Here is a 25,168-nt window from a genome sequence, read left to right as displayed (position 1 = left end):
GAAAGAAATTAAAATAAAATAAGTGATAAAGCTGTTTATAAGCCTGACATGGTCATCAGACTGGCATTACCACCCGCTGCTGCGGTATTAATGCTAATTGCACGTTCAATTACAAAACGTTCTACCGGAATCTCATAATTTCCGGAACTTAGATGAGTAATACCTACAATTGGACCTTGACGTGTTGCAATACGCTGCTGCAGATCAATCAGTGCAGAAGCATCACCATGATGCAGTACAGCTTCGAAATCACCAGATTCGATATCTTTAATCACTTTAATGGCCTTTACCACTTTTGCTGGCATACTTTGTAAATGTTTAAGTATGAAAGTATTGTCTGCCAGTACAGCCGGGCGACTACCCACCGATAAAATCGCCAGTAATTGCTGAATCTGATCAGCATCATTCGTTGCCAGAGATAATACACTTTCACGTGGCAAGATCATGTACTGGTTTTCTTCACCTGTTGGACCTTGCAGGCTAAAGCTGTGCCCAGTTGTGATTTTAGCCGGAGTGGTTAAGGAAATCGTTGGGAAAGTTTTATATACCCAGGCTTTAAATTCCTGTAGCAATGGATTTTCAAGCGTTGCCTGAGCAGAATTCATCGCATAAGGTTGAGCTAACTTTTTCTCGGATACCTGATGCATTAGACGGTAAATATAAAGTGGACCACCGGCTTTTGGACCAGTGCCGGATAGACCTTCACCACCAAAGGGCTGTACCCCAACGACTGCACCGACAATATTACGGTTAATATACAGGTTGCCGACATGTGCTTTCGAGATCACAGTCTGCATGGTTTCATCGATCCGGGTATGTAGTCCCATAGTCAGGCCATAACCCTTACTATTGATCTGATCTAGCAACTGTGGCAGTTGGCCAGCTTTATAGCTAATCAAATGTAACACCGGACCAAAAACTTCACGTTCCAGATCATTCAGGTTTGGCAGTTCAATTAAAGTAGGCGGAATGAAGGTGCCTTGAGCCAGTTCAGAAGCATCCTGATTAAACATCAATTGATGGACTTTATGGCCTTTGCTGCGCATCTGATCAATATGCTTCTGAATGTTCTGCTGGGCTTCGGCATCAATGACCGGACCAATATCAGTTTTGAGCAGAACTGGATTGCCAACACGCAACTGCTGCATGGCACCTTTTAACATATGGCGTACAGTGTCCAGATTATCTTCCTGTACACACAATACACGCAGGGCGGAACAACGCTGACCAGCACTATCATAAGCAGAGTTGACCACATCCAGCACTACCTGTTCGGTCAATGCAGATGAATCCACAATCATGGCATTCTGGCCACCAGTTTCGGCAATCAGGGTTACACTTTCACCAAACTGGTTTAACCGTTTGGCTACAGTTCTTTGCAGAATTTTTGCTACTTCGGTAGAACCGGTAAACATGATGCCTTGAATGCGGGAGTCTTGGCTCAGCTGGGCACCAATGGTTTCACCACGGCCGGGCAACAGTTGCAATACATCTTGTGGAATGCCAGCTTCCCAGAGAATTTGTACAGCTTGGGCAGCAATTAGCGGGGTCTGCTCAGCCGGTTTGGCAATCACAGTATTGCCCGCTACTAATGCCGCAGAAATCTGGCCGGTGAAAATCGCCAGCGGGAAGTTCCAAGGGCTGATACACAGTACGGTGCCCAAAGGCTGGATATGGACATTTTCAGACAGATCTGAAATCTGGCCAGCATAATAACGCAGGAAGTCAATCGCTTCACGTACTTCAGCAATGGCATTGGCATAGGTTTTACCAGCTTCACGCGATAGCAGAACCATCAGTGGCAGCAAACGTTGTTGCATCAGGTCAGCGGCTTTATTGAGACAGGCGGCACGTTCATTCTTTGGCAGATTGGCCCAGAAATGTTGTGCATTGGCAGCTTGGATCAGGGCAATTTCTGCCTGTTCAGTCGTTGCTTCATAAACGGTACCGACGATATCCTGATGCTGGGCTGGATTGATTACGTGTACAGTATTACTTGTATCTGGCTCTGAAAAAGCTGTGCCCATTGCTGCTGCCTGGAACTGGGTATTAGCCAGACTTGCTGCAACTTCATTTAAAACACTGAGTTCCGCGTCATTGGCTAGATCTAGTCCAGATGAATTGATACGTGTGCCATAAAGATCTTGAGGATAGGGAATATGAGGATGTTTGGCACCCAATACATTTTCTTGTTGAGCGGTCTTTATAATTGTCTGACGAGGATTTTCGATCAGATCTTCAACTTTTAAGCTCTTGTCCGCGATCCGGTTCACGAAAGAAGTATTGGCACCATTTTCCAGCAGACGGCGTACCAGATAGGCCAATAGGGTTTCATGATTGCCGACCGGGGCATAGATACGACATGGAATGCCGAGCTTACCAGCCGCTTTGTCACCGACCACATTTTCATATAGCGGTTCACCCATGCCGTGCAGGCACTGGAACTCGTATTGACCGGCATAGTAACGTTCCGGGTTGGCAAGTTGGTAAATGGTGGCCACAGTCTGTGCATTGTGAGTAGCAAATTGCGGATAGATATAATCAGGTTCTGCCAGCAGTTTACGTGCGCAGGCAATATAGGACAGGTCAGTATGTACCTTGCGGGTAAATACCGGATAATCCGCCATACCTTCGATCTGGGCTTTCTTGATTTCGCTGTCCCAATACGCACCTTTGACCAGACGGATCATCAGGCGTTTCTGGCTGCGTTTGGCCAGATCGATAATATAATCCACTACATAGAAGCAACGTTTTTGGTAGGCCTGAATCACGAAACCAATGCCTTTCCAGTCATTGAGTGTCGGTTCAAAACACAGGCGTTCTAAAAGCTCTAAGGAAATTTCCAGACGCTCGGTTTCTTCCGCATCGATATTCAGACCGATATTGTACTTTTTCGCCAGAACCGCCAGATTCAGTACTTTGCTATACAGTTCATCATTAATACGATCCATCTGTGAGCGCTGGTAACGTGGGTGCAGCGCAGACAATTTGATGGAAATGCCCGGGCCGTTATAAACATCTTTATCTGTTGATGCTTGACCAATGGCATGAATTGCATTTTGATAATCCTGATAATAACGTTCTGCATCCGGATCGGTTAGTGCTGCTTCACCCAGCATGTCATAAGAATATTGGAAACCTTTTTCTTCCAGACGTTCGGCATTTTTCAGGGCTTCATCAATGGTTTCGCCAGTCACAAACTGTTCACCCATCATACGCATCGCCACATCGACCGCCTTGCGGATAATGCCACGGCCACTGCGTGCCAAAAGGCCAGTTAACAGACTTGACAGGTTTTTCTGTTGTGGGGTTTCCATCAGCTTTCCGGTCAGCATCAGTCCCCAGGCCGCAGCATTGACAAACATCAGCTGGCTTTGCCCAAGATGTTCTTTCCAGTTGCCCTGATTGATCTTGTCACGAATTAACAGGTCGCGGGTCGCCGTATCCGGAATACGCAGCAAAGCTTCTGCCAGACACATCAATGCAATACCTTCCTGAGAAGACAGCGAAAACTCTTGTAATAGCCCTTGCACAATGCCGGCCTTGCCACCTGAACCTTTACGTTCACGCAAGGAATGCGCCAGATCAAAAGCCAGGCTCTGGATTTTGTCCGTCAGTTCCGAGGAAATTTCACTATGTTCCAGCAGCGTTTCCACGCACTCAGATTCTGCACGTCGCCATGCGGAATTAATGCGCTGTTCATATTCATTTTTATCCTTAAATTCAGCAATATAATTCGATTGCTGTAGGGCATTCGAGTGCGAATTTGGGCGTAGGATGGTGGACATAGTGACTTCCTGTACTGCGTCAAACGGTTCTTTGAGTTGAATGAGTTTTAATCTATAATCCCAAAATAATTGACGAATATCTCACTATAGTTTGTATCATTTTTAGAGAATAATTCTAATGAATAGCCCATATGTAAGCCTTGACCGAATAGATATTCGTATTCTTGATTTGCTGCAATCTGAATCGAAAATTTCCAATATCAAACTGGCAGAAATGGTGAACCTGTCGCCAACAGCAGTACTGGCACGGGTGCAGAAATTGACCAAGGAAGGATTTATTCTCGGTTATGAAGCCCGTCTGAATCCGGTCAAGCTGAATAACGGTTTTGTAGTTTTTGTCGAGATACTGCTGGATAAAACTACACCGAATGTACTAGAAGAATTTTCTGAAGCAGTGCAGCATATTCCGGATATTGTGGAATGTCATATGATCAGTGGTGGCTTTGATTTTGTAGTAAAAATCCGCTGTGCGAATATGGATGAATTCCGTAAAATTTCCGGAGATATTCTGTGGCAGTTGCCGGGCGTAAAGAAACCCGCAGTTATCCGGTGATGGAAGTAATTAAGGAAACCCAGCAGATCAAGCTGAAAGTACCTGCCAAAGCTAAAGTATAAAATGCTGATAAAACAAAAGGGACATAAAGTCCCTTTTAGTTTTTGAAATAGAAAGACTATTTCTTCATTTCTGCCATTTCTTTTTGATATTCGGCTTTCGCCAGTTCAAAACGATTGACTACATCGTGACTTGGAGCTTTATCTAGCAAACTAACAATCACAATGCTAAGCGCTGCCAGAATAAAGCCGGGAATAATCTCGTACAAACCTGTATCGCCCATATAATTTTTCCAGGCAATTACGGTTACTGCACCTACTACCATGCCAACAATTGCGCCATTGAGAGTCATGCGTTGCCAGAACAGCGAGAAGATGATCAATGGACCAAACGCTGCACCAAAGCCTGCCCACGCGTAAGCCACTAGACCAAGAACTTTGCTGTTCGGATTGATTGCCAAGGAAATTGCAATCAGGGAAATCACAATCACCATGCCACGGCCAACCCAGATCAGTTCTTTTTGCGAAGCATTTTTACGCAGGAAACCTTTGTATAAATCTTCGGTAAGAGTTGTAGAACAGACTAGCAGCTGACAGCTTAAAGTACTCATAATCGCAGCCAGAATTGCAGCCAAAACGATGCCAGCCACCCAAGGATTAAACAGGATTTTGGTCAGTTCCATAAAGACTGTTTCAGGATTCTGGTTCACGATCGCTGCAGCAGGTAAATCAGGATTTGCTGCAAAATAAGCAATTCCGATATAACCTGCAGACATTGCACCCACCAGACACAGGATCATCCAGGTCATACCGATACGACGTGCAGCGGGAATGGTTTTTACCGAATCTGCCGCCATAAAACGAACTAAAATATGCGGTTGACCAAAATAGCCTAAGCCCCATGCCAAACTTGAAATAATCGCCACCATACTCAGACCTTCCAGCATATTGGATGCATGTGGACGGGCTGTTTCAAGCAATGTACCGACCTGTTGAGCATTATCACCCAATGCCAGATAGGTAATGATCGGAGTAATTAACAAGGCGAAAATCATCAAACCAGCCTGAAAGGTATCGGTCCAGCTGATCGCCAGAAATCCACCGATACACACATACAGAATCGTAGCAACAGCACCGAGCCAGAGTGCAGTGGTATAGTCCCAGCCAAACAGGCTTTCAAATAAGCGTGCACCTGCAACCATGCCGGAAGCACAGTAAATCGCAAAGAACACCAGAATCACGATTGCAGAGAGCAAGCGTAAAATCCGCTTCTTATCCGAAAAACGGCTGGTAAAATAATCGGGCAATGTCAGGGCATTGTTCTGGTATTCGGTGTGGGCACGCAGGCGGCCAGCCACCAGGAGCCAGTTCAGCCAGGCACCAATAATCAGACCAATCGCAATCCAGACTTCAGACAAGCCAGACAGGTAAATTGCACCAGGCAGACCCATCAGCAGCCAGCCGCTCATGTCGGAGGCGCCTGCCGAAAGTGCAGTCACCACACTGCCCAGACTTCGCCCACCCAAAATATATTCATCAAAATTGGACGTTGCACGATAGGCGTATAAACCAATTCCAATCATGGCGACGATATAAAACAGAAAAGTAATCAGTGTCGGGTTTAGCGAGCTCATAGGCAGAGTATCCTTAAATATTGCACATCATCATCCGGGATGATTTTTTGTACTGCGTTCACAGGGCAGTGATTCAAACACGGTTTAAAAATTACACTCTGTAACAGTTAGGCAGTTTTTATGTATGCTTTATGTAGATTTGATTTTTTAAATATAATCTTATGAAATTTAAAATGGCTAAATAAAGCCAAGAATAGTCTAATTTAGAGCTAAGAAGCTAATTTTTAATAAATAGTTAAAATCATTAAACTTTTGTTATTTTATTACACAAAGTTACAAAACTAACAGCAAATGCGAATTAGACATATTTTGTTGCAAATATCACTTAAAAGATTTCTATTTGTTTCTGACCACTCCGCGCATAGTGAAAGAGCACCATTAAGGTGCATCATCGCCAAGAGTAAAAAATATGGATAATATGCTTCAAATTGACTTGAATAGAATCGAACAGGATTTATTGGGTAAAAAACAGATTCCACAGCATAATTATTATGGAATTCATACTATACGTGCGCTGGAAAACTTTCAGATATCAGGTTTAACTGTAGGACAGCAATTACACTTTATCCGCGCTTTAGCACAAGTTAAAAAAGCGTCTGCACAAACCAATCTACATTTTCAGAAAATTTCAGAACAACAATGTGCAGCCATTCAGCAAGCCTGTGATGAGCTGATTCAACATCCGGAAAACTGGCAGGATGCTTTTCCATTGGATCCTTATCAGGGCGGAGCCGGTACTTCCATCAATATGAATGCCAATGAAGTGATTGCCAACCGTGCGCTGGAACTGATGGGGCATCGTAAAGGGGAATATCATATTCTGCATCCGAATGATCATGTGAATACATCGCAATCTACCAATGATGTCTATCCCACGGCACTGCGTCTAGCGACTTATACACGTTTAGATGAACTGCTCAATGTGCAAAAATCTTTGATTGATACTTTATATAGTAAGGCTACAGAATTTCAGTATGTGATCAAGATGGGCCGTACTCAATTGCAAGATGCCGTTCCTATGACTATGGAGCAGGAATTCCGCGCTTTTGCGACTTTATTAAAAGAAGATTTTAAGCTGATTGAGCAGATGCGTCAGTTATTGCTGGAAGTTAATCTGGGTGCAACAGCAATTGGAACTGGTGTAAATACACCAACGGGTTATGCCAAGCGTGTTGTAGAAACTTTGGCACACATTACTGGTCTGCCTTTAAAAGGCGCGGAAGATTATGTAGAAGCGACCAGTGATTGTGGCGTATTCATTATTCTGTCTAGCAGCCTGAAACGTCTGGCAGTCAAGTTGTCCAAAATCTGTAATGACTTACGTCTTTTAAGTTCTGGACCACGTACCGGTTTGGCAGAAATCCGCTTGCCAGAATTACAAGCAGGTTCTTCGATCATGCCAGCCAAAGTGAATCCAGTGATTCCGGAAGTGGTGAATCAGATTGCATTTCGGGTAATTGGCAATGACCTGACCGTGACCATGGCAGCGGAAGCTGGACAATTACAGCTCAATGTCATGGAACCTGTCATCGCGGTATCTTTAAATGAATCGATTCAATTGCTGACCCACGGTATGCAGACGCTACAGCAAAAATGTATTGCCGGCATTCAGGCTAATGAGCAGAACTGTTTAAATGCTGTAATGCGCAGCATCGGCATTATCACTTTACTGGAACCACTGCTAGGGCATGCCATGTGTGATGAAATCGGAAAACAGTGTATTCGTGAAAATAAAACTGTGCCTCAAGTCGTACTGGAGCTGGGTCTGCTCAGTCAGGCTCAGTTAGATCAAATCTTTGCCTTTGAAAATCTGGTCTCGGAAGTACCTAGCGAGATCAATCAGCTGGAACAAGTATCCTGAAGTTCTTAAGGTTTTGAATCACGATTTATAGGATCGTGCTGATTTTAACCATTTGCCCCAGATCCAGTCTGTGGATTTGGGGTATTTTCATCTAGACTAGATAAATCCCACGATGAATTCGGAACATAGCATGTTTGATAAAATCAGCGCTTTATTCAAATCAAATAAACCTTCTCCTGCACTGCTTTATCTAGAAGAAAATAATATTCAATATACCGAAGAAACTGGCTATATCGTAGATGGGATTAACCTGAATCAAGAGTTAGGTGAAAGACTAGAATATCTGTCTAACCGACGCATGAAAACATTTGATGATCTGAAAGAATTATATTTTACAGCCATGATCATTAATGAAAAAATTGATCTGGAAATTGCCAATCAACGTTTTAATTCAAGATTGGGCAATACTGAAGAAAACTTGCTGCAATTTAAAGTAATCGTAAAAAAGTTGAATGATTATTACCGAAATTTTCTGCGTGAGAAAAAATAGCATTTGAAGTGGAAAGAAACCATTATTTCCTGATAGCAAAGACTGCATAAAAATAACGAAATGCGCAGATACCATCGTGATAGTATAAGAGATATGTTGTTTAGACTTTAAAGCTATATACATGTTCCAACAAGAAATTTCCCAACTCAATTTAAAACAACTCAAGGCTGGTGAACGACGCTGGTTAGGCAACCTGCAGGGATCATCCACAGCATTATTGCTGAAGGAAATTGCCAAGCAGCATAAACAGTTATTTGTGATTGTGGCCCGCAATAATCAGCACCTTGGTCAGCTGGAAAGTGAACTGGAATTTTATGGCATCAAGCCGACTATATTTCCAGACTGGGAAATTTTGCCTTATGACCGTCTGTCTCCGCATCAGGACATTGTCTCTGAACGTCTGGCAATTCTTTCCAATATGCCGCAAACCGGGGTGTTGCTGTTATCTGCTTCTACGCTGGCACAGCGTGTAGCACCAAGCTCATGGGTATTGGGTGAACACTTTGATATTCGTGTCGGGCAAAAGCTTGATCTGGAACAGCAAAAGAAAAAACTGATTCAGGCGGGTTACCATCTGGTTGATACGGTATATGACCATGGTGAATTTGCAGTCCGCGGCAGCATCATGGACATTTATGCCTCTGGTCAGGATGCACCGATCCGGATTGACCTGTTCGATGATGAAATTGAAACGCTGAAATTTTTTGATCCGGAAACCCAGCGCACTACGCAAACTTTAGAACAATTTACCGTATTACCGGCACAAGAATTTCCACTGAAAAAAGGGCGCGCCACTTTCCGGGACCGTTATGGTGAGCTGTTCCCGACAGCAAACCCCAAGAAAAACCCGATGTATCAAGATGTCATGGATGGTATTGCTTCGCCGGGTATTGAGTTTTACATGCCGCTTTTCTTTAGTGCAGAAGCGATGCAAGCTCACAGCACCTTGGCTTCATACTTACCAAAGAATGGCATTGTCATTACAGATCGCAGTCTGGAAGAGTCATTAAACCAGTTTTGGGCTGAGGTGGTACGTCGTTATGAGGATCGCCGTCATAATGTGGATCAGCCAATTCTACCTCCGGAAATGCTGTTTACCCAGACTAATCTTGTGCTGGAACAATTGAACCAGTTTGGTCGCATTATTGCCTCTCAAGATGTTTTTGATGAAAAAGCTGGCGTGATAAATCTGGATACTCAGACACCGCCACGACTGCCGGTCGATCCGAAACGGGAAAAGCCATTCATCGAAGTTAAAAAATATATCGATGCAGCTAATCATCCTGTTCTACTCGTGGCTGAAAGTGCAGGTCGCCGAGAAACTCTAAAAGATGCACTGCGTCCAAGTCTGGGTGATATCCCGACTGTCGAGAACTTTGATGCCTTTGTCGCATCATTACATGCGATTGCCATTACTAGTGCACCCTTAGAACGTGGTCTGGTTTTGACTGATCGTATCACTGTGATTTCGGAAAACCAGCTCTATGAACATCGGGTGGTACAGCGCCGTCGCAAGCGTCAACAGGAAGTATCCGAAGAATTCCTGATTCGCAGTCTGACCGAGCTGACCATTGGTGCCCCAGTTGTACATATTGATTATGGTGTAGGGCGTTATGCCGGCCTGATTACTTTGAGCATTGACGATCAGGACCATGAATTCCTGCAACTGGATTATGCCGATGATGCCAAGGTTTATGTACCAGTCACCAATCTGCATCTGATCAGCCGTTATAGTGGTGGTGATCCTGATCTGGCACCACTACATAAGCTCGGAACAGATGCCTGGAGCAAAGCAAAACGTAAGGCACTGGAACAGATTCACGATGTCGCAGCCGAATTACTGGATATACAGGCACGACGTTCATCCAAGCCCGGGATTAGTTTTGAACTGGATCAAAGCCTGTATATGCAGTTTGCCAGTGGCTTTGCCTATGAAGAAACGTTAGATCAAGCCAATGCCATTGAAGCGACTTTATATGACATGCAGCAGACCAAACCAATGGATCGTCTGGTTTGTGGTGATGTGGGCTTTGGGAAAACTGAGGTCGCAATGCGCGCTGCTTTTGTGGCGGTGCAGAATAACCGTCAAGTCGCAGTTCTGGTCCCAACCACTTTGTTAGCACAACAGCACTATGAATCCTTTAAAGACCGCTTTGCGGACTGGCCAGTACGCATTGAAGTGTTGTCACGTTTCGGTTCTTCTAAGGCACATACTAAAACGATTGACGACCTGGCAGAAGGCAAAGTGGATATTGTGATTGGTACGCATAAAATTTTGCAGGAAAATGTGCAGTTCAAGAATCTCGGTCTGATGATTGTCGATGAAGAACACCGTTTCGGGGTGCGGGACAAAGAGCGTATTAAGGCTTTACGTGCTGATGTGGATATGTTGACCCTGACCGCAACACCAATTCCCCGTACCCTAAATATGGCTTTTAGTGGTATGCGTGATCTTTCAATCATCGCGACACCACCAGCACGTCGTTTGGCAGTAAAAACCTTCGTTCAGGAACAGACCAATGACACCATTAAAGAGGCGATTTTGCGTGAATTGCTGCGTGGCGGTCAAGTTTATTTCCTGCATAACGAAGTGGATACCATTGACCGTGCTGCAGAAAGCCTACGTGAACTGGTACCAGAAGCGCGTGTCATTGTTGCCCATGGGCAGATGCGTGAACGTGAGCTGGAGCAGGTCATGCAGCAGTTCTATCACAAGGAATACAATGTTCTGGTGTGCTCGACTATTATTGAAACCGGAATCGATGTGCCGAGTGCCAATACCATCATTATTGAACGTGCGGATAAGCTCGGTCTGGCCCAGTTGCACCAGTTGCGGGGGCGTGTTGGTCGTTCCCATCACCAGGCGTATGCTTATCTCTTGGTTCCATCGATAAAAGGTTTAAAAGGCGATGCTGAAAAACGCCTGGATGCGATTCAACGGGCTTCAAATCTGGGCGCGGGTTTTATGCTGGCAACCGAAGATCTGGAAATCCGGGGTGCAGGTGAACTCTTGGGTGAACAGCAAAGTGGTTCGATGCAGGCGATAGGTTATAGCCTATATATGGAAATGCTGGAAAAAGCCACCAAAGCCATTCAAAAGGGCAAGACACCGAACTTTGATGCACCATTATCTTTAACGGCAGAAATTAATCTGCATATGCCAGCCTTGATTCCGGATGACTATCTGGGGGATGTACATCAGCGTCTGCTGTTCTATAAACGTATCAGTAATACCAATACCCAAGACAAACTCGACAATATCCGTATGGAGCTGATTGACCGTTTTGGTATTCCACCACAACCAGTGAAGCAGCTATTTGCAGTACATCAGCTTCGTCTAAAAGCAGAACAGCTGGGCATTACCAAAATCGACATTGGCGGTCAGGGCGGGCATATCGAATTTGCTCCGGATACGCCAGTGCAGGCCATGAGTATTATCCAGATGATGCAGAAACATCCGACCTATTTCCGGATGAATGGCGGGCAACGTCTGAAAGTCATGGTCATGCTCGAAGACTATCAGAAACGTATTCAGTTTTTAAACGATTTGCTGGATAGCCTGCTGAAAGAGCTGCATTAAAAAGTTTTTAAAAAAAATGGTTCAGAAAAGGAATTCTGACCATTCGTTTAAATCGATGGCGAAGTCACCCCTCAATGGAAAGAAAGTCTTGATTAATTTGTGTGATTCGGTAAAGTCTGAGTTGTGACCGAGTTCATGACAAATCCTCCAAATTTGTATTTAAACACATTGCTCACAATATTCAGCTAGCACTGGATATGTTAGTATTAGCCATCATTCTAATTTTGCATCATTTATAAAGATATGTTTAGTTTGCATCCTCAACTTGCTCAAGATACGTTTTTTGTAGGCGACTTTCCTTTATCAACATGTCGTTTGATGAATGATATGCAATTTCCGTGGTTAATCCTGATTCCACGTGTGCCGGGCATTACAGAATTATATGAACTTAGCCAGGCCGACCAGGAACAGTTCCTGCGTGAATCAAGCTGGTTGTCTAGTCAGCTTGCGCGTGTATTCCGTGCAGACAAAATGAATGTGGCTGCATTAGGTAATATGGTTCCACAGCTGCATTTTCATCATGTGGTTCGTTACCAGAATGATGTGGCTTGGCCAAAACCAGTGTGGGGAACTCCTGCGGTTCCTTATAGCAGTGAAGTTCTTGCTCATATGCGTCAGACGTTAATGCTGGCTCTACGTGGTCAGGGAGATATGCCATTCGACTGGCGTATGGATTAATCTGATCCCATGCTGCAATCAGGCCTGTAAATTATACAGTGCTGCAAGGAGCAACTGAGTGCAAATAGACGATTGGGTACATAAAGAGCCGAAACAGTTTGAATATTTCCATCGACTGATGGGATATATCATGCTGTCGCTGGTCATCGTCGTTTTTCACTATACAGAGCCTGATACGCAGTACCAGATTTTTATCCCGTTTTTCTTTCTTGCGATTATACTGGCTCTGCCGAAGCTGTCGCGCTGGCTCATCTATCGCTACAATACTAGTATCAAGCGTAATGTCTTCTTTGTGCTCGACATTGCTGTAATTGCAGTCATTCTTTCTGCAATGCATATGAGTCTGGTACTATCTTTATTGGGACTGGTCGCATTGCTGTATACCGCAATCAGTAACAAAATTTCATTTTTGACGTTTTCATTGGCAAGCCTGATCGGTATTGCCATTTTTTATTTCTGCAATATTTTTATCTTTGGTTTTGGTGAATATTTTCAGCCAACCAGCAATGAGTTGACGGTTCTGGGCTTCCTTTGTCTGGTGACCTATTTTGGTGTAGGGAATTACTATCAAACCACGCGTGCACGTTATATGGCGCAGAAAAAGAATCATTATTATGATCAGATGAACCGCTATATGGAATTTGCCAACCAGCTGAGCCGTTATGCACCCTTGCAGCTATGGCAATCAATTATGAAAGGTGAGTCTGAAGCCAAGATTGAATATAAACGTAAGAAACTTACCGTATTTTTTTCCGATATTCAGGGTTTTACGGAACTCTCTGAAACGCTCATTCCAGATGACTTGGCCTTCCTGCTGAATGACTATCTCAGTCACATGACAGAAATTGCCAAGCATTATGAAGGCACGGTAGATAAATTCATGGGTGATGCGATCCTGATCTTTTTCGGTGATCCGCATTCTGATGGTGTTGAGCAGGATGCCAAAAACTGTCTGGATATGGCGATTGCCATGCGTCAGCAGATGAAAATCCTGCGTGAACGCTGGGTGAAAATGGGCTATCCACCGCTACATATCCGTATGGGTATTTCGACGGGGTATTGCCACGTTGGCAATTATGGCGCTAATCACCGTATGGCTTATACGATTGTGGGACGGGATGCCAACCTGGCAGCACGATTACAATGTGCTGCTGAAGTAGATGAAATCCTGATTTCTGAAGATACCCATACACTTATCAAGAATGACTATCTTTGTGCAGGAAAAAAACCAGTATTCCTGAAGGGGATTAAAGAGCCAGTACGTACTTGGCAGGTAATGGAGCGATTTACTTCAGAGAAAATTGATTATCAACGCTGGTTTGATTACGAATATAAAGGTTTCCATCTGTTACTTAATCTGGATGAAGTACAGAACTACGAATATCCTAAACTGGTCAATGTGCTTGAAAATATGATCAAGCGGATTCAGACCCAGCAGAAGATGACCAATTCACAAGGTATTGTAAAGTTAAAACTTGAAGATGAAGTCATTGAACATCTACCAGCGAGTACAGCAGAACCTGTGGTATTAGAAAAAGAGGCTGAGAAGCAGGAACATGAAATCAGGTCAGATCAATCAGAAAAAAAGACCAGTCGCGCGAGTTAAGACAAAAATCAATCGCCATAAAGACGAGATGTAAAAAACCACGCTCAAGCGTGGTTTTTTATGAAAATCGCTTAGTGATTTTCTGAAGCGTGGTTGATGGTGTATTTCGGAATTTCAACTTCCAGATCTTCGTCCACCACTTTGACCTGACAAGACAAACGTGAATCAGGCTCAAGGCCCCATGCACGGTCTAACAGATCTGCTTCAACATCATTCATTTCTTCCAGGCTGTCAAAGCCACGACGCACAATCACGTGACATGTGGTACATGCACATGACATATCGCAAGCATGTTCAATCTTGATCCCGTTATTTAGCAGGCTTTCACATAAATTGGCATCTTGTTCAACTTCAAACTCAGCACCTTCAGGGCAAATTTGCGCATGTGGAAGAACTTTAATACGTGGCATAGTCTTTACCTTAAATTAGTTTGAGTTTGACCAGTCGTCGAGTTTAGTACCTTTCAGTGCTGCATCGATATGCTGGTTCATACGAGCAGCTGCAAATGCATCACTATGTATTTTAAGCTGTTCTACGGCAGATTCAATCGCTTTGATATCTGTACCTTGCAGCTCCTGTTCAAGCTTGGCTTGAGCAGCTTGCAGATCAGTAAGCTGCTGTTTACTTAACAACGCCGCATCCATTTTCAGGGCCTGAGTAAGTGCTTCAAGTTCACGTTGTGCTTCAACTTTGGTTTCCTGAAGATGACGCAGGTTCTTGTCTTCTTCAGCAAATTTATAACCTTCAAGCAGTAAACGCTCTGTATCTTCGCTCGATAAACCATAAGATGGCTTGATATCAATCTGTGCTTTAACACCAGATGTGGTTTCTTGCGCAGCTACGGTTAATAGACCATCAGCATCCACCTGGAAAGTCACTTCAATACGTGCCTGACCTGCAGTCATTGGGGGAATACCGTGGAGCACGAAGCGACCCAAGCTACGGCAATGCTCCACCAGATCACGTTCACCCTGAACTACATGGATCAACATCGCGGTCTGACCATCTTGATAGGTGGTGAATTCTTGACGGCGTGCCACAGGAATCGCGGTATTACGTGAAATCAGACGTTCTACCAGACCACCCATGGTTTCAAGACCCAGAGACAATGGTATTACGTCTAATAATAATGAACCGTCGGTTGAATTACCAATCAATTGATTCGCAGTAATCGAGGCACCAATTGCAACCACTTCATCCGGATTGATGGTACATAGAGGTTCTTGATTGAACACTTCACGCACTGCTTTTTGAACGGCATAGGAGCGGGTAGAACCACCTACCAGAACTACGTTTTGAATATCATCCAGTTCCAGTTTGGCATCACGCATTACACGTTTACAAACGCTAATCGTTTTATCCAGTGCAACTTTAATGATTTCTTCAAACGTTGGACGATCTAATGTTAAGACATGATCCAGCAGTTTTACTTCTACAGATTCAGCATCAGAGAGTGCTTCTTTGGCCTTGCGTGCAGCTGTAATGAAATGTGCATATTCAGCATCATTGAGGGTTTCAATATTCAGCTGTTTCTTGGCCCATTTTAGAATCAGACGATCCAGGTCATCACCACCCAGAGCAGTATGGCCACCAGTCGCTAATACTTCGAATACGCCTTGCGAGAAACGCAGGATAGATACGTCAAAAGTACCACCACCCAGGTCATAGATCACATAGTTGCGATCTGTACTGAGGTTAGTTTCCTGATCCAGACCATAAGCTACAGCAGCAGCAGTAGGTTCATTCAGTAAACGAAGTACATTTAAACCGGCCAATTGTGCCGCATCACGAGTTGCCTGACGTTGTGCTTCATCAAAATATGCAGGAACTGTGATGACAGCGCCATTAATCTCATTTTTCAAGCTTGCTTCTGCACGGTCTTTCAGCTGTTTTAAGATTTGTGCTGAAATTTCGACGGGTGTTTTACGACCTTGAGCAGTCTCAAATGCTGGCATTTCATTCGCTTCACCCACTAAGGTATACGGGTGCTGGAATTTAATATCTGCTTGAGAACGACCCATAAAACGTTTTACAGAAATGATGGTATTCTTTGGGTCGGTCATTATGAATGGTGCAGCTTCATAGCCGTACTGAGTGCTTTGCTCTGCATAATGAACGATAGAAGGAAGTAACACACGTCCTTGTTCATCATTAAGTACTTTGGCTTTACCTGAAAGAACCGTGGCGACCAAAGAATGGGTGGTGCCTAAATCGATACCAATCGCAATGCGGTGTTCATGCGGTGCACTTGATTGACCTGGTTCTGCAATCTGCAAGAGAGCCATAGTGTTACATCCTTTGCACGTTAAATATTAAAGAGAAAAATTAAAAATCGTCATCGAGGTCAAAGCTGTCGTCATCGAGGAAACGGTCTTCCGCTTTATCGATATCGGCCATGACTTTGACAAAGAAGCGCAGTTTACGCACAGTATCGCGAGCCTCAGCCCAGTCTTCCTCTTCATAATCTATTTTGAATTCACGCACCAGACCATCAATCCACTGTTGAACTTCAACTTTTAGGGAAGATAAGTCTTCTGCCGAAGCTGCATCATCAAGCTGCTCACGAATTTCAAGCGCATCTTGCAGAAACTCAAAATCACTGATGGACTGATCCAGATGATAATCCTGTTTTTTCAATGAAAGTAAGTAAGCAGCGCGACTATCCACGGCCGACAACACCTTATATGCCTGATTGATTTCACTTGATTTGATCAGGGCCTGGTCTTTGTCTGCAGCTTTATCTGGATGATATTGTTGCTGTAACTTTAAAAATTCAGCTTTTAAAGCAGCTGAATCAATATCAAGTGCGACAGGGAGGTTGAACAACTCAAAATGATTCATGGGAGATTGGATCCACGATTAATATGCAAATTAACTGCAATGTACAGCTAAAAACTACTGCCTAAATGCAATTAAAACAGTGTAGATGACACTGTTTTAATGCTGCAAGGATAAATGTACGCTAATGATTAAGCCTTATACAGTGAAGGATTCACCGCAGCCACATTCACCTTTTTTGTTCGGGTTGTTAAATTCGAAGCCTTCATTCAGACCATTTTTTACGTAGTCCATCTCCATACCTTCGAGATAAACCAGGCTTTTCGGGTCAACGAAAACTTTAACACCAAACTGTTCAAATACTTCATCATGTGTATCAGCGTCATCGACGAATTCAAGCACATAAGCCAGACCAGAACAGCCTGAAGTTTTCACACCAACGCGAATGCCTTCACCCTTACCACGATTTTTCAGGTAATTGCTGATATGAGTTGCAGCATTTTCAGTTAAATGGATCATGAAAACTCCGTTAATCTTTCTTCAAAAATACACGTCAGCAATTAAGCTTTCACTTTTTTGCTACGATAATCTTCTACAGCAGCTTTAATGGCATCTTCAGCAAGTACAGAGCAGTGTACTTTTACTGGAGGAAGAGCAAGTTCAGTTGCAATATCAATATTCTTGATCGCTTGAGCTTCGTCCAGAGTTTTGCCTTTTAGCCACTCGGTTACCAGTGAGCTAGATGCAATTGCTGAACCACAGCCGTAAGTTTTAAAACGTGCTTCTTCGATTACACCTTCATCATTCACTTGAATCTGAAGACGCATCACGTCGCCACATGCTGGTGCACCCACCATGCCTGTACCTACGTTTTCTGCATTTTTGTCTAAAACACCAACGTTACGTGGGTTTTCGTAATGGTCGATTACTTTTTCGCTATAAGCCATGTTGCTTCTCCAAACCTCGGGGTCAGCCTAATATTAAATATGGGGATTAAAAACTTTTATCAATGAGATAACAACATAAATGCTGTTATCTTTGATGCAAGATTAGTGTTCAGCCCATTCAACTGTAGAAAGGTCGATACCTTCTTTGTACATATCCCAAAGCGGAGAAAGTTCACGTAACTTCTCAACAGCAGCTTTAGTGACTTCAAGTACATGATCAATATCTTCTTCAGTGGTGTATTTACCAAAGCTAAAGCGGATTGAGCTGTGTGCAAGTTCGTCTGATAGGCCCAATGCACGTAGAACATAAGACGGTTCTAGTGTTGCAGAGGTACATGCTGAACCTGAAGATACTGCTGCATCTTTCAGAGCCATCATTAGTGATTCACCTTCAACAAAGTTGAAGCTCACGTTCAGGTAGTTCGCAACATTATAAGTTTCGTGGCCATTCAGGAATACCTGTTCAAGGTCACGTAAACCATTCCAAAGTTTGTCACGAAGTACACGTAAACGCGCTTGTTCAGAATGCAAGTTTTTACCTGCAAGTTCGAATGCTTCACCCATACCTACGATCTGGTGAGTCGCAAGCGTACCAGAACGCATGCCACGTTCGTGACCGCCACCATGCATTTGTGCTTTCAGGCGTACACGTGGGCTACGACGTACGAACAGGGCACCGATGCCTTTAGGACCATAGATTTTGTGTGCAGAGAAGCTCATCAGGTCGACTTTCAGTTGAGAAAGGTCAATTTCAACTTTACCTGCAGCCTGTGCAGCATCTACGTGGAAGAAAATTTTCTTGGCACGAGTGATTTCACCAATTGCAGCAACATCCGTTACGGTACCAATTTCGTTGTTTACCATCATCAGGGAAACAAGAATGGTATCTGGACGAATTGCAGCTTCAACCATGTCTGGTGTAATTAAACCAGTTTTTGGTTGTGGTTCCAGGTAAGTAATTTCAAAGCCTTCAGACTCCAGCTCACGGCATGTATCCAAAATTGCTTTATGTTCAATTTTAGACGTAATAATGTGTTTACCTTTAGATGCATAGAACTGAGCTACACCTTTTAGGGCAAGGTTGTCAGATTCAGTTGCACCAGAAGTCCATACGATTTCACGTGGGTCAGCTTTGATAAGGTTAGCGACCTGTTCACGTGCGTATTCAACTTTTTCTTCCGCTTGCCAGCCGTATGCATGTGAACGAGATGCAGCATTACCGAAGGTACCTTCGAAAGTTAAGCATTCCATCATGCGTTCTGCAACTTGAGGGTCTACAGGAGTGGTTGCTGCATAGTCAAGATAAATCGGACGTTTCATGTCAAATACCTGTAACCGATAAAAGAGCTGAATCAAAAGATGCTGAATTTTGGCGAAGTGAAACGGTTTGAACGTTGTCACGTGCTACGAGGTCAGCAAGCGAGATTTTTGCGAGATAATCGGCAATGTGGTGGGAGAGTTCCTGCCATAAATCGTGAGTCAAGCACATCGCACCATTCTGGCAGTTGCCTTTATGGTCGCAGCGAGTAGCATCAACAGTTTCGTTTACAGCTTCAATGATTTCTAACACAGTGATGTCCTGAGCATTACGCGCCAGATGATAACCACCATTGGCACCACGAACACTTGAAACTAAGCCATGACGTTTTAGTTTCGCAAATAACTGCTCAAGATAGGCAACGGAAATAGTTTGACGAGCTGCAATTTCAGCAAGCGTGATCGTTTGTTCAGTTGGCTGCAAAGCTAGATCAAGAAGAGCAGTCACTGCGTAGCGACCGCGAGTGGTTAAGCGCATGATTCGATACACATGGTTAGACTAGATGTGTCGATTTTAAGAATCCTGACTAAAATAGTCAAGTTTTTTTATTATGCAAAGTGAAACGTTAAATCGTACCAAAAAGAAGGCTTTATTAAGCAAGCCAATTATATACTAATAACGTAATTAAACCTACGGTAATAAGACCAAAGATTATATTAATTTGCTTCTGACGACGTTGCATGCGTCGAATCCGGTTTTCATACTGCTTAACTTCCACTTGCAGGGTATTAATTTTAGAACGTTGCTGGTCAATTTTATCTAGAAGTGGGGCCAGACGATTACGTGAAGTAACGACTTCAGACTCGTCTCTTGGTTCATACAGCCACTGTTTCCAGTCAGCAAGCAGTTTCGGCAGGGCAAACAGGGTCAGCAGATCTCGGAATTCATCTTTCAGGATCTGATTGCCATCAATACGCATAGCCTTAATACTGCGACGATTGCCAAAAATAAAGATTTTGATCAGATCGGACAGATTAGTACGCACATCAAGATCAATGATCTTATTTGGCGCTTTATGGTCAAATAGCAGACCCTTATCGGTAAACTGCACATAAAAGTCGAAATAAGGAATATAACTATTAATCTTAATAGCGATATTTTCATCAATAAACTTTTTAGCTTGTAATGCAACAACGCGATCATGTTTTAGAATAAAAGTGAAAATCGTTTCTAAAACAATTAAAGTCATTGTCAGCAATAAGTGCGGCTGCTTTTGACTTTGCTGCGATTCGCTCATAGATACAACCAATCCTTTCCTGAAAAATTTGAAATATAAAACATCCTGCCTAATTGATATTTCAGGGATTAAACTTAAAACATGAAATAAATTGCTTTGTAGAACAGTTTAGCAAAACTGGCAAGTATTAAATTTGCTAATATGCTGTAATTTTGTAGATTTCTATATAAAATTTGCATAGAAAATAATCAGGAGGCGTGCACATGGACAAATCTGAAGCGGCACTGGATGCAATTCCGGAAACAGAACGAAAAACATCAAAAGCTAAGTCGAGATTAGGATCAGAGCGTAAGTCGGTCCTCGACTTTCGAAAATATACCAAACAAATCTGGCTGGCTGGACTGGGTGCATTCTCTCGTGCCGAAGAAGAAGGCAATAAATTATTCGACTCTTTGGTCAAGGTGGGAGAAGAGTTAGAATCCAAAACGACTGACATTGCCGACCAAACTGTCGAAAAAGTCTCAGAAAAGGCCAAAGAGTCTGTCACAGATACCAAAGATAAAGTTGAAAAATTAATTGATCACTCTGTTCATCATTCCTTGAATCGTATAGGATTAGTGACGCTGAAGGACGTACAGCATCTAGAAAAACTGATCCTGCAGCTGCATGCTAAAGTCGATCAGTTGATGGAAGAACAGGGGAAAATACAGGATGAATTGTCTAAAAAATCACAACGAAAGTGACTTTATTCATTATTCAATGTTTTTTTCGCTTATTTTTTAAAAAAAAGAGGTCGAAGAGTATTGCGTTTAGCCCTAAACCATTGTTATAAAGTCGCTATGGCAATTTAAACAAATTCTTGGACCTTAAATAAACGATATTAAGAGGACGTAATTTTCATGAATAAATCAGAATTAATTGATGCAATTGCAGAGAAAGGGGGATTATCTAAGGCTGACGCTGGTAAGGCTTTAGATGCTACAATTGCTTCTGTTACTGAAGCGCTTAAATCAGGTGATACAGTTACTCTCGTTGGTTTTGGTACTTTCGGCGTTAAAGAACGTGCTGCACGTACTGGCCGTAACCCACAAACTGGTGCTACGCTAGAAATCAAAGCAAGCAAAGTACCTAGCTTCAAAGCTGGTAAAGGCTTGAAAGACGCTGTAGCTTAATCGCCAACAGCAACCAAACGCGCCTCACTAGGCGCGTTTTTTTTATTGATTAATTAAATAGTCAGGATTAACACATTCATTCAGTGGGTTTTTTCGGGTAAAATCCCATGCAAATAAAATATTGGAATACTTATGGAATCTTTTCGTAAAGTTATTAAGGGTTGGCTGGGCAAGGTCTTGCTCGTTCTGTTTTTAACCCCTTTAGCGCTTGTAGGTATTGAAGGATATTTTAGTGGTGGGAACAAAGATACAGCCAAGACGGTAAATGGCACAGATATCTCTAAAAAAGAACTGGAATCTCTGACAAAATCATTCAAAGAACAATATCTCAGTTATGCCAATGGCGATGAAACATTATTAAATCAGGCATTCATTGATCAAAAAGCAATGGATACGCTGGTTGCACGTACAGTTTTGCTGCAACAAGCTGAAAACCTGGGCATCAGCCTCAGTGATCAGCAAATTGAGCAAATGATTGCTCAGCAACCGAGTTTCCAGCAAAATGGTCAATTTTCAAATGCGCTCTATGAAAACTATTTGCGCTCTGTAGGCATGAACAGCCAGCAGCTGATTGCAAGCCTGCGCACTGACCATGCTCTTAAAATGTTGTCATCTACATTTATTGACTATCCATTGGTTAGTAAACTGGAAATTCAGCAGATTGCTGACTTGCAGACTGAACAGCGTCATGTGCATATTGCCAGTGTCAATCTTGAGAACTACAAGAAAAACGTTAAGGTGACTGATGCAGAAATTGCAGCTTATTATGAAAAGCATAAGACTGTATTCAAGCAGCCAACGAGTGTGGATGTAGATTACGTAGTTTTAAAAGCGGGTGATATTAATACCGCTGCTGTTACGGTAACCGATGCCGAACTACAAGATGCCTATAACAGTTTTGTTGCGGCACAAAAATCGACTGCCAAGCCAGAAGTGAAACATATCCTGATCACTGCGGATAACCGTTCTGAAGCTGAAGCGCAAAAACTCGCAACAGATGTAGCAGCTAAGATCAAAGCGGGTACAACATTTGCTCAGGCTGCAGCTCAGTATTCAGAAGATCCTGAATCTAAGGCCAAAGGCGGTGCAATCGCAGTTTATGAAGCGGGTGTGTTCGGTGATGCTTTTGATAAAGCTGTTGCTTCATTACAATCTGGTCAGGTTTCTGCACCCGTGAAAACAGATTATGGTTATCACATCATTGCTGTACAGGCACCTGATGTAGCTGTGCCATCATTTGAATCACAAAAAGCACGTCTGACTGAAGAGGTGCTGGCTTCTAAAAAATCAAATGCATTCTCTGATACTGTGAATAGCCTGAATGATATGGTGGTCAGCAGTGACTCACTGGATGTGGTAACACAAGAAGTTAAAGGTGTTCGCGTACAATCAGCCAAAGGCGTGACATTGTCTACACGGGATCCATTACTCAGTGATGCCAATGTGAAAGTGAAGCTGTTCAATGACGATGTGAAGAATGGTGACCGTAATGTATCTTCTAGCATACAGTTGGCAAACGGTGATGTAGCCTGGGTGAAAGTGCGTGATTACCATGCAGCAGGTGAGCAATCACTGGCGGAAGCGAAACCACGTGTTAAAGCAGAACTGATTGAAGAAAAAGCGCGAGCTCTTGCAAAAGCCCAGATTCAGAAATCATTGGATGAGTTTAAGACCAAACCTGCTGCTTCTGTAGCAAAAGGTAATCTGGTGTTTGAAGATGCGGGTATCTATACCCGTGCTGAAGGCTTGCTAAAGCGTGATGTACAGCGTGCAGCATTTAGCCTGAAAGCACCTAAAGCTGGATTCTGGTCTGTGACGACTGCAAGCTTGCCTAATGAGCTGGTAGTGGTTGCTGTATCTGAAGTGAAGAAGAATCCGATTGATGTCTTAAGCGAAGAACAGCGTACTGAACTGGCAAAACTTTATGCCCAGTTACGTGGTCAGCAAGAATTTGATGATTATACGCGTTATCTGAAATCGCAAGCGAAAATCAAATAACAGATTTTCCTTTAAAAAAACCGGCTTTCGAGCCGGTTTTTTATTTTCTGGGAAAGTTTTTGCTCTATAAGAGCGCCATCTTTAGAGTCAAGGATACATTGAAATGCTGAAACGTGTTTTAAATTTTGGTAGTAAATTCCCTGATGAGTAAATAAAAAAGAGGGACATTTTATCCCGCTTTTTTAAATAGTTCGATTTACTCAGCACGAACCTTAATTTCATAGCCGGTATATTTACGGATATTAATAACACCGGTATCCAGGATCAGGTACTGGCCTTTGATACCTTGTAATTTGCCACGGATCACTGGGGTTTTATCCAGATTATGTGATTTGATCTTTTCAGGATAGCTTTCTACCGGATAAATAAACTCGCGTGGGCGTTCTTGTTCCAGAATCTCGACATTTTCATTAAAGTCCAGACTCATGCTGAATTCATCACGAATACTGGTAATTTGTGGTTCGAATTCATCCAGCAGCTGGTCACGGATATCAATCAGGTTAAGGGGCTCAGCCTCACCTTTGAGCAGTTTGCGCCAATCGGTTTTATCGGCAACCTGGGTGCCGAACATGACTTCCATTTGACCTGAAAGACGACGAGAACCTACTTTCATGATGGGTAAGGCTTGCGTTGCACCCTGATCCAGCCAGCGTCCTGGCATATGGTTGACACGGGTAATTCCGACTTTAAGTCCACTAGAGTTAGCTAAATATACAATATGAGGCTGGAAACATACTTCATGCGCAAAGGTGTCTTCACGGCAGGTACCTAAATGATAGTGGCAGCTCTCGGGCTTCATAATACACATGTCACAAGACGCTTTGGTTTTAAAGCATTTGAAGCAGTGACCTTGAGAAAATGATTTTGATGTTTTGGTACCACAAGACACGCAGTAGATATTACCGGTCCAGTCGATCTCGATTTCTTGACCCAGACTAAATGGAAGATCAATTTCTGAACGATCTAATATGAATTTATATTCAACATTTGCCCTGTGTATATCTTGATCAGTTACACTAAGGTTCTTGAGACCGGCATGCATTTTATGGCAAATGCCTTGAAGTTCCATATAAATTACTCACTTAAATCATAAGGATGCTGTTATGGCTGAACAGAATGTCATCACTTCGATGCTAGACGATTTTGCGCAGGAACAGCCCATAAAAACTGCGATTTGTATTGGTCAGGATTTGACCCAGATCAAGTTTAATCAGTCCATTCAATGGCATTATTTTAGCGTATCTGACTTTTTAAGTCTGCCTTTTCAGCAACGTTATGATCTGGGAGTAGTGATGCTAGATACACCTGAAACGAGTGAGTTATCAGATCAATTGATCAGTCAGATATTAGTCAAGCTGCGTGACTTATTTGCAAAACGTCTGGTCGTAGTAAGCCGTTTGCAGGATGAGAAACTACTCCGTTCTTTAGGACTAACCCAACTTATTGATAAAACAACACATAAGGCCGACTTTGCTCTATGGCAATTTAATATTCTGACTTATAAGCATGTACCAGACTGGTTTAATTCCAAATTCTGGGCCAATCCGGAAAATTGGAATAAGTTCCGCTGGTAAGGAAAAAATCTACTA

Annotated in this window: 20 protein-coding genes and 1 pseudogene; 10 read left to right on the top strand and 11 right to left on the bottom strand. The window is 43.1% G+C overall.

Annotated elements, in window-relative coordinates; genetic code table 11:
• Positions 1-35: 35 nt before the first annotated feature.
• Complete coding sequence (gene putA / locus HADU_RS08220; RefSeq protein ID WP_008305252.1) at positions 36-3,788, bottom strand: trifunctional transcriptional regulator/proline dehydrogenase/L-glutamate gamma-semialdehyde dehydrogenase; 3,753 nt, start codon at positions 3,786-3,788, stop codon at positions 36-38.
• Between the two features lie 118 nt (positions 3,789-3,906).
• On the opposite strand from putA, the pseudogene HADU_RS08215 reads away from it, so the two are divergent.
• A pseudogene (locus HADU_RS08215) lies at positions 3,907-4,403 on the top strand (Lrp/AsnC ligand binding domain-containing protein).
• A 56-nt stretch (positions 4,404-4,459) separates the two neighbouring features.
• On the opposite strand, the gene putP reads toward HADU_RS08215, so the two are convergent.
• Positions 4,460-5,974: a sodium/proline symporter PutP gene (putP, locus tag HADU_RS08210; protein WP_008305250.1), complete on the bottom strand. Its 1,515-nt coding sequence runs from the start codon at positions 5,972-5,974 to the stop codon at positions 4,460-4,462.
• 409 nt (positions 5,975-6,383) lie between these two features.
• On the opposite strand from putP, the gene aspA reads away from it, so the two are divergent.
• From aspA to HADU_RS08185, 5 genes are all read left to right on the top strand, one after another.
• Positions 6,384-7,835, top strand: coding sequence for an aspartate ammonia-lyase (aspA, locus tag HADU_RS08205; RefSeq protein ID WP_008305248.1), 1,452 nt, complete (start codon positions 6,384-6,386; stop codon positions 7,833-7,835).
• 130 nt (positions 7,836-7,965) lie between these two features.
• A complete protein-coding gene (locus HADU_RS08200) occupies positions 7,966-8,325 on the top strand; it encodes a hypothetical protein (RefSeq protein ID WP_008305245.1) in 360 nt (119 codons plus the stop codon).
• Between the two features lie 121 nt (positions 8,326-8,446).
• Entirely contained in the window at positions 8,447-11,905 is a 3,459-nt protein-coding gene (gene mfd, locus HADU_RS08195) for a transcription-repair coupling factor (RefSeq protein ID WP_008305243.1), read from the top strand.
• A gap of 243 nt (positions 11,906-12,148) precedes the next feature.
• Entirely contained in the window at positions 12,149-12,583 is a 435-nt protein-coding gene (locus tag HADU_RS08190) for an HIT domain-containing protein (RefSeq protein WP_004894486.1), read from the top strand.
• A 58-nt stretch (positions 12,584-12,641) separates the two neighbouring features.
• Positions 12,642-14,189: an adenylate/guanylate cyclase domain-containing protein gene (locus tag HADU_RS08185; protein WP_008305239.1), complete on the top strand. Its 1,548-nt coding sequence runs from the start codon at positions 12,642-12,644 to the stop codon at positions 14,187-14,189.
• Positions 14,190-14,260: 71 nt separating this feature from the next.
• Here the strand turns inward: HADU_RS08185 and fdx are convergent, their stop codons facing one another.
• The 8 genes from fdx to HADU_RS08145 form a co-directional block, all read right to left on the bottom strand.
• Entirely contained in the window at positions 14,261-14,599 is a 339-nt protein-coding gene (gene fdx, locus HADU_RS08180) for an ISC system 2Fe-2S type ferredoxin (RefSeq protein WP_004812732.1), read from the bottom strand.
• Between the two features lie 15 nt (positions 14,600-14,614).
• Complete coding sequence (gene hscA, locus HADU_RS08175) at positions 14,615-16,474, bottom strand: Fe-S protein assembly chaperone HscA (protein ID WP_008305237.1); 1,860 nt, start codon at positions 16,472-16,474, stop codon at positions 14,615-14,617.
• 40 nt (positions 16,475-16,514) lie between these two features.
• Complete coding sequence (gene hscB / locus HADU_RS08170) at positions 16,515-17,030, bottom strand: Fe-S protein assembly co-chaperone HscB (protein ID WP_004812736.1); 516 nt, start codon at positions 17,028-17,030, stop codon at positions 16,515-16,517.
• Positions 17,031-17,165: 135 nt separating this feature from the next.
• Positions 17,166-17,486: an iron-sulfur cluster assembly protein IscA gene (iscA, locus tag HADU_RS08165; RefSeq protein ID WP_004812739.1), complete on the bottom strand. Its 321-nt coding sequence runs from the start codon at positions 17,484-17,486 to the stop codon at positions 17,166-17,168.
• Between the two features lie 41 nt (positions 17,487-17,527).
• On the bottom strand, positions 17,528-17,914 hold the full coding sequence (iscU, locus tag HADU_RS08160; RefSeq protein WP_004812740.1) for a Fe-S cluster assembly scaffold IscU: 387 nt from the start codon (positions 17,912-17,914) through the stop codon (positions 17,528-17,530).
• Between the two features lie 102 nt (positions 17,915-18,016).
• The gene (locus tag HADU_RS08155; RefSeq protein WP_004812743.1) at positions 18,017-19,234 is read right to left on the bottom strand and encodes an IscS subfamily cysteine desulfurase; all 1,218 of its coding nucleotides are present in this window, start codon (positions 19,232-19,234) and stop codon (positions 18,017-18,019) included.
• Between the two features lies 1 nt (position 19,235).
• Positions 19,236-19,709, bottom strand: coding sequence for an Rrf2 family transcriptional regulator (locus tag HADU_RS08150; protein WP_004812744.1), 474 nt, complete (start codon positions 19,707-19,709; stop codon positions 19,236-19,238).
• Positions 19,710-19,824: 115 nt separating this feature from the next.
• Positions 19,825-20,469, bottom strand: a complete 645-nt coding sequence (locus tag HADU_RS08145) for a hypothetical protein (RefSeq protein WP_004812747.1) — start codon at positions 20,467-20,469, stop codon at positions 19,825-19,827.
• 203 nt (positions 20,470-20,672) lie between these two features.
• On the opposite strand from HADU_RS08145, the gene HADU_RS08140 reads away from it, so the two are divergent.
• From HADU_RS08140 to HADU_RS08130, 3 genes are all read left to right on the top strand, one after another.
• On the top strand, positions 20,673-21,152 hold the full coding sequence (locus HADU_RS08140) for a phasin family protein (RefSeq protein WP_004812748.1): 480 nt from the start codon (positions 20,673-20,675) through the stop codon (positions 21,150-21,152).
• Between the two features lie 156 nt (positions 21,153-21,308).
• Positions 21,309-21,581: an HU family DNA-binding protein gene (locus HADU_RS08135; RefSeq protein WP_004279807.1), complete on the top strand. Its 273-nt coding sequence runs from the start codon at positions 21,309-21,311 to the stop codon at positions 21,579-21,581.
• A 132-nt stretch (positions 21,582-21,713) separates the two neighbouring features.
• Positions 21,714-23,579 carry a SurA N-terminal domain-containing protein gene (locus tag HADU_RS08130; RefSeq protein WP_004812749.1) on the top strand — a complete coding sequence of 622 codons (1,866 nt, stop codon included), beginning with the start codon at positions 21,714-21,716 and terminating at the stop codon, positions 23,577-23,579.
• 196 nt (positions 23,580-23,775) lie between these two features.
• Here the strand turns inward: HADU_RS08130 and HADU_RS08125 are convergent, their stop codons facing one another.
• Entirely contained in the window at positions 23,776-24,648 is an 873-nt protein-coding gene (locus HADU_RS08125) for a DUF2797 domain-containing protein (protein WP_004894506.1), read from the bottom strand.
• Positions 24,649-24,682: 34 nt separating this feature from the next.
• Between HADU_RS08125 and HADU_RS08120 the strand changes: the two genes are divergently transcribed.
• Complete coding sequence (locus HADU_RS08120) at positions 24,683-25,153, top strand: DUF6231 family protein (protein WP_004894508.1); 471 nt, start codon at positions 24,683-24,685, stop codon at positions 25,151-25,153.
• Positions 25,154-25,168: the final 15 nt, after the last annotated feature.

This window comes from Acinetobacter sp. HA, assembly GCF_000264725.1.
GTDB classification, from domain to species: Bacteria; Pseudomonadota; Gammaproteobacteria; order Pseudomonadales; family Moraxellaceae; genus Acinetobacter; species Acinetobacter schindleri.
The sequence above is the reverse complement of the archived record's forward strand: the minus strand, read 5'-3'. Positions and strand labels throughout refer to the sequence as shown.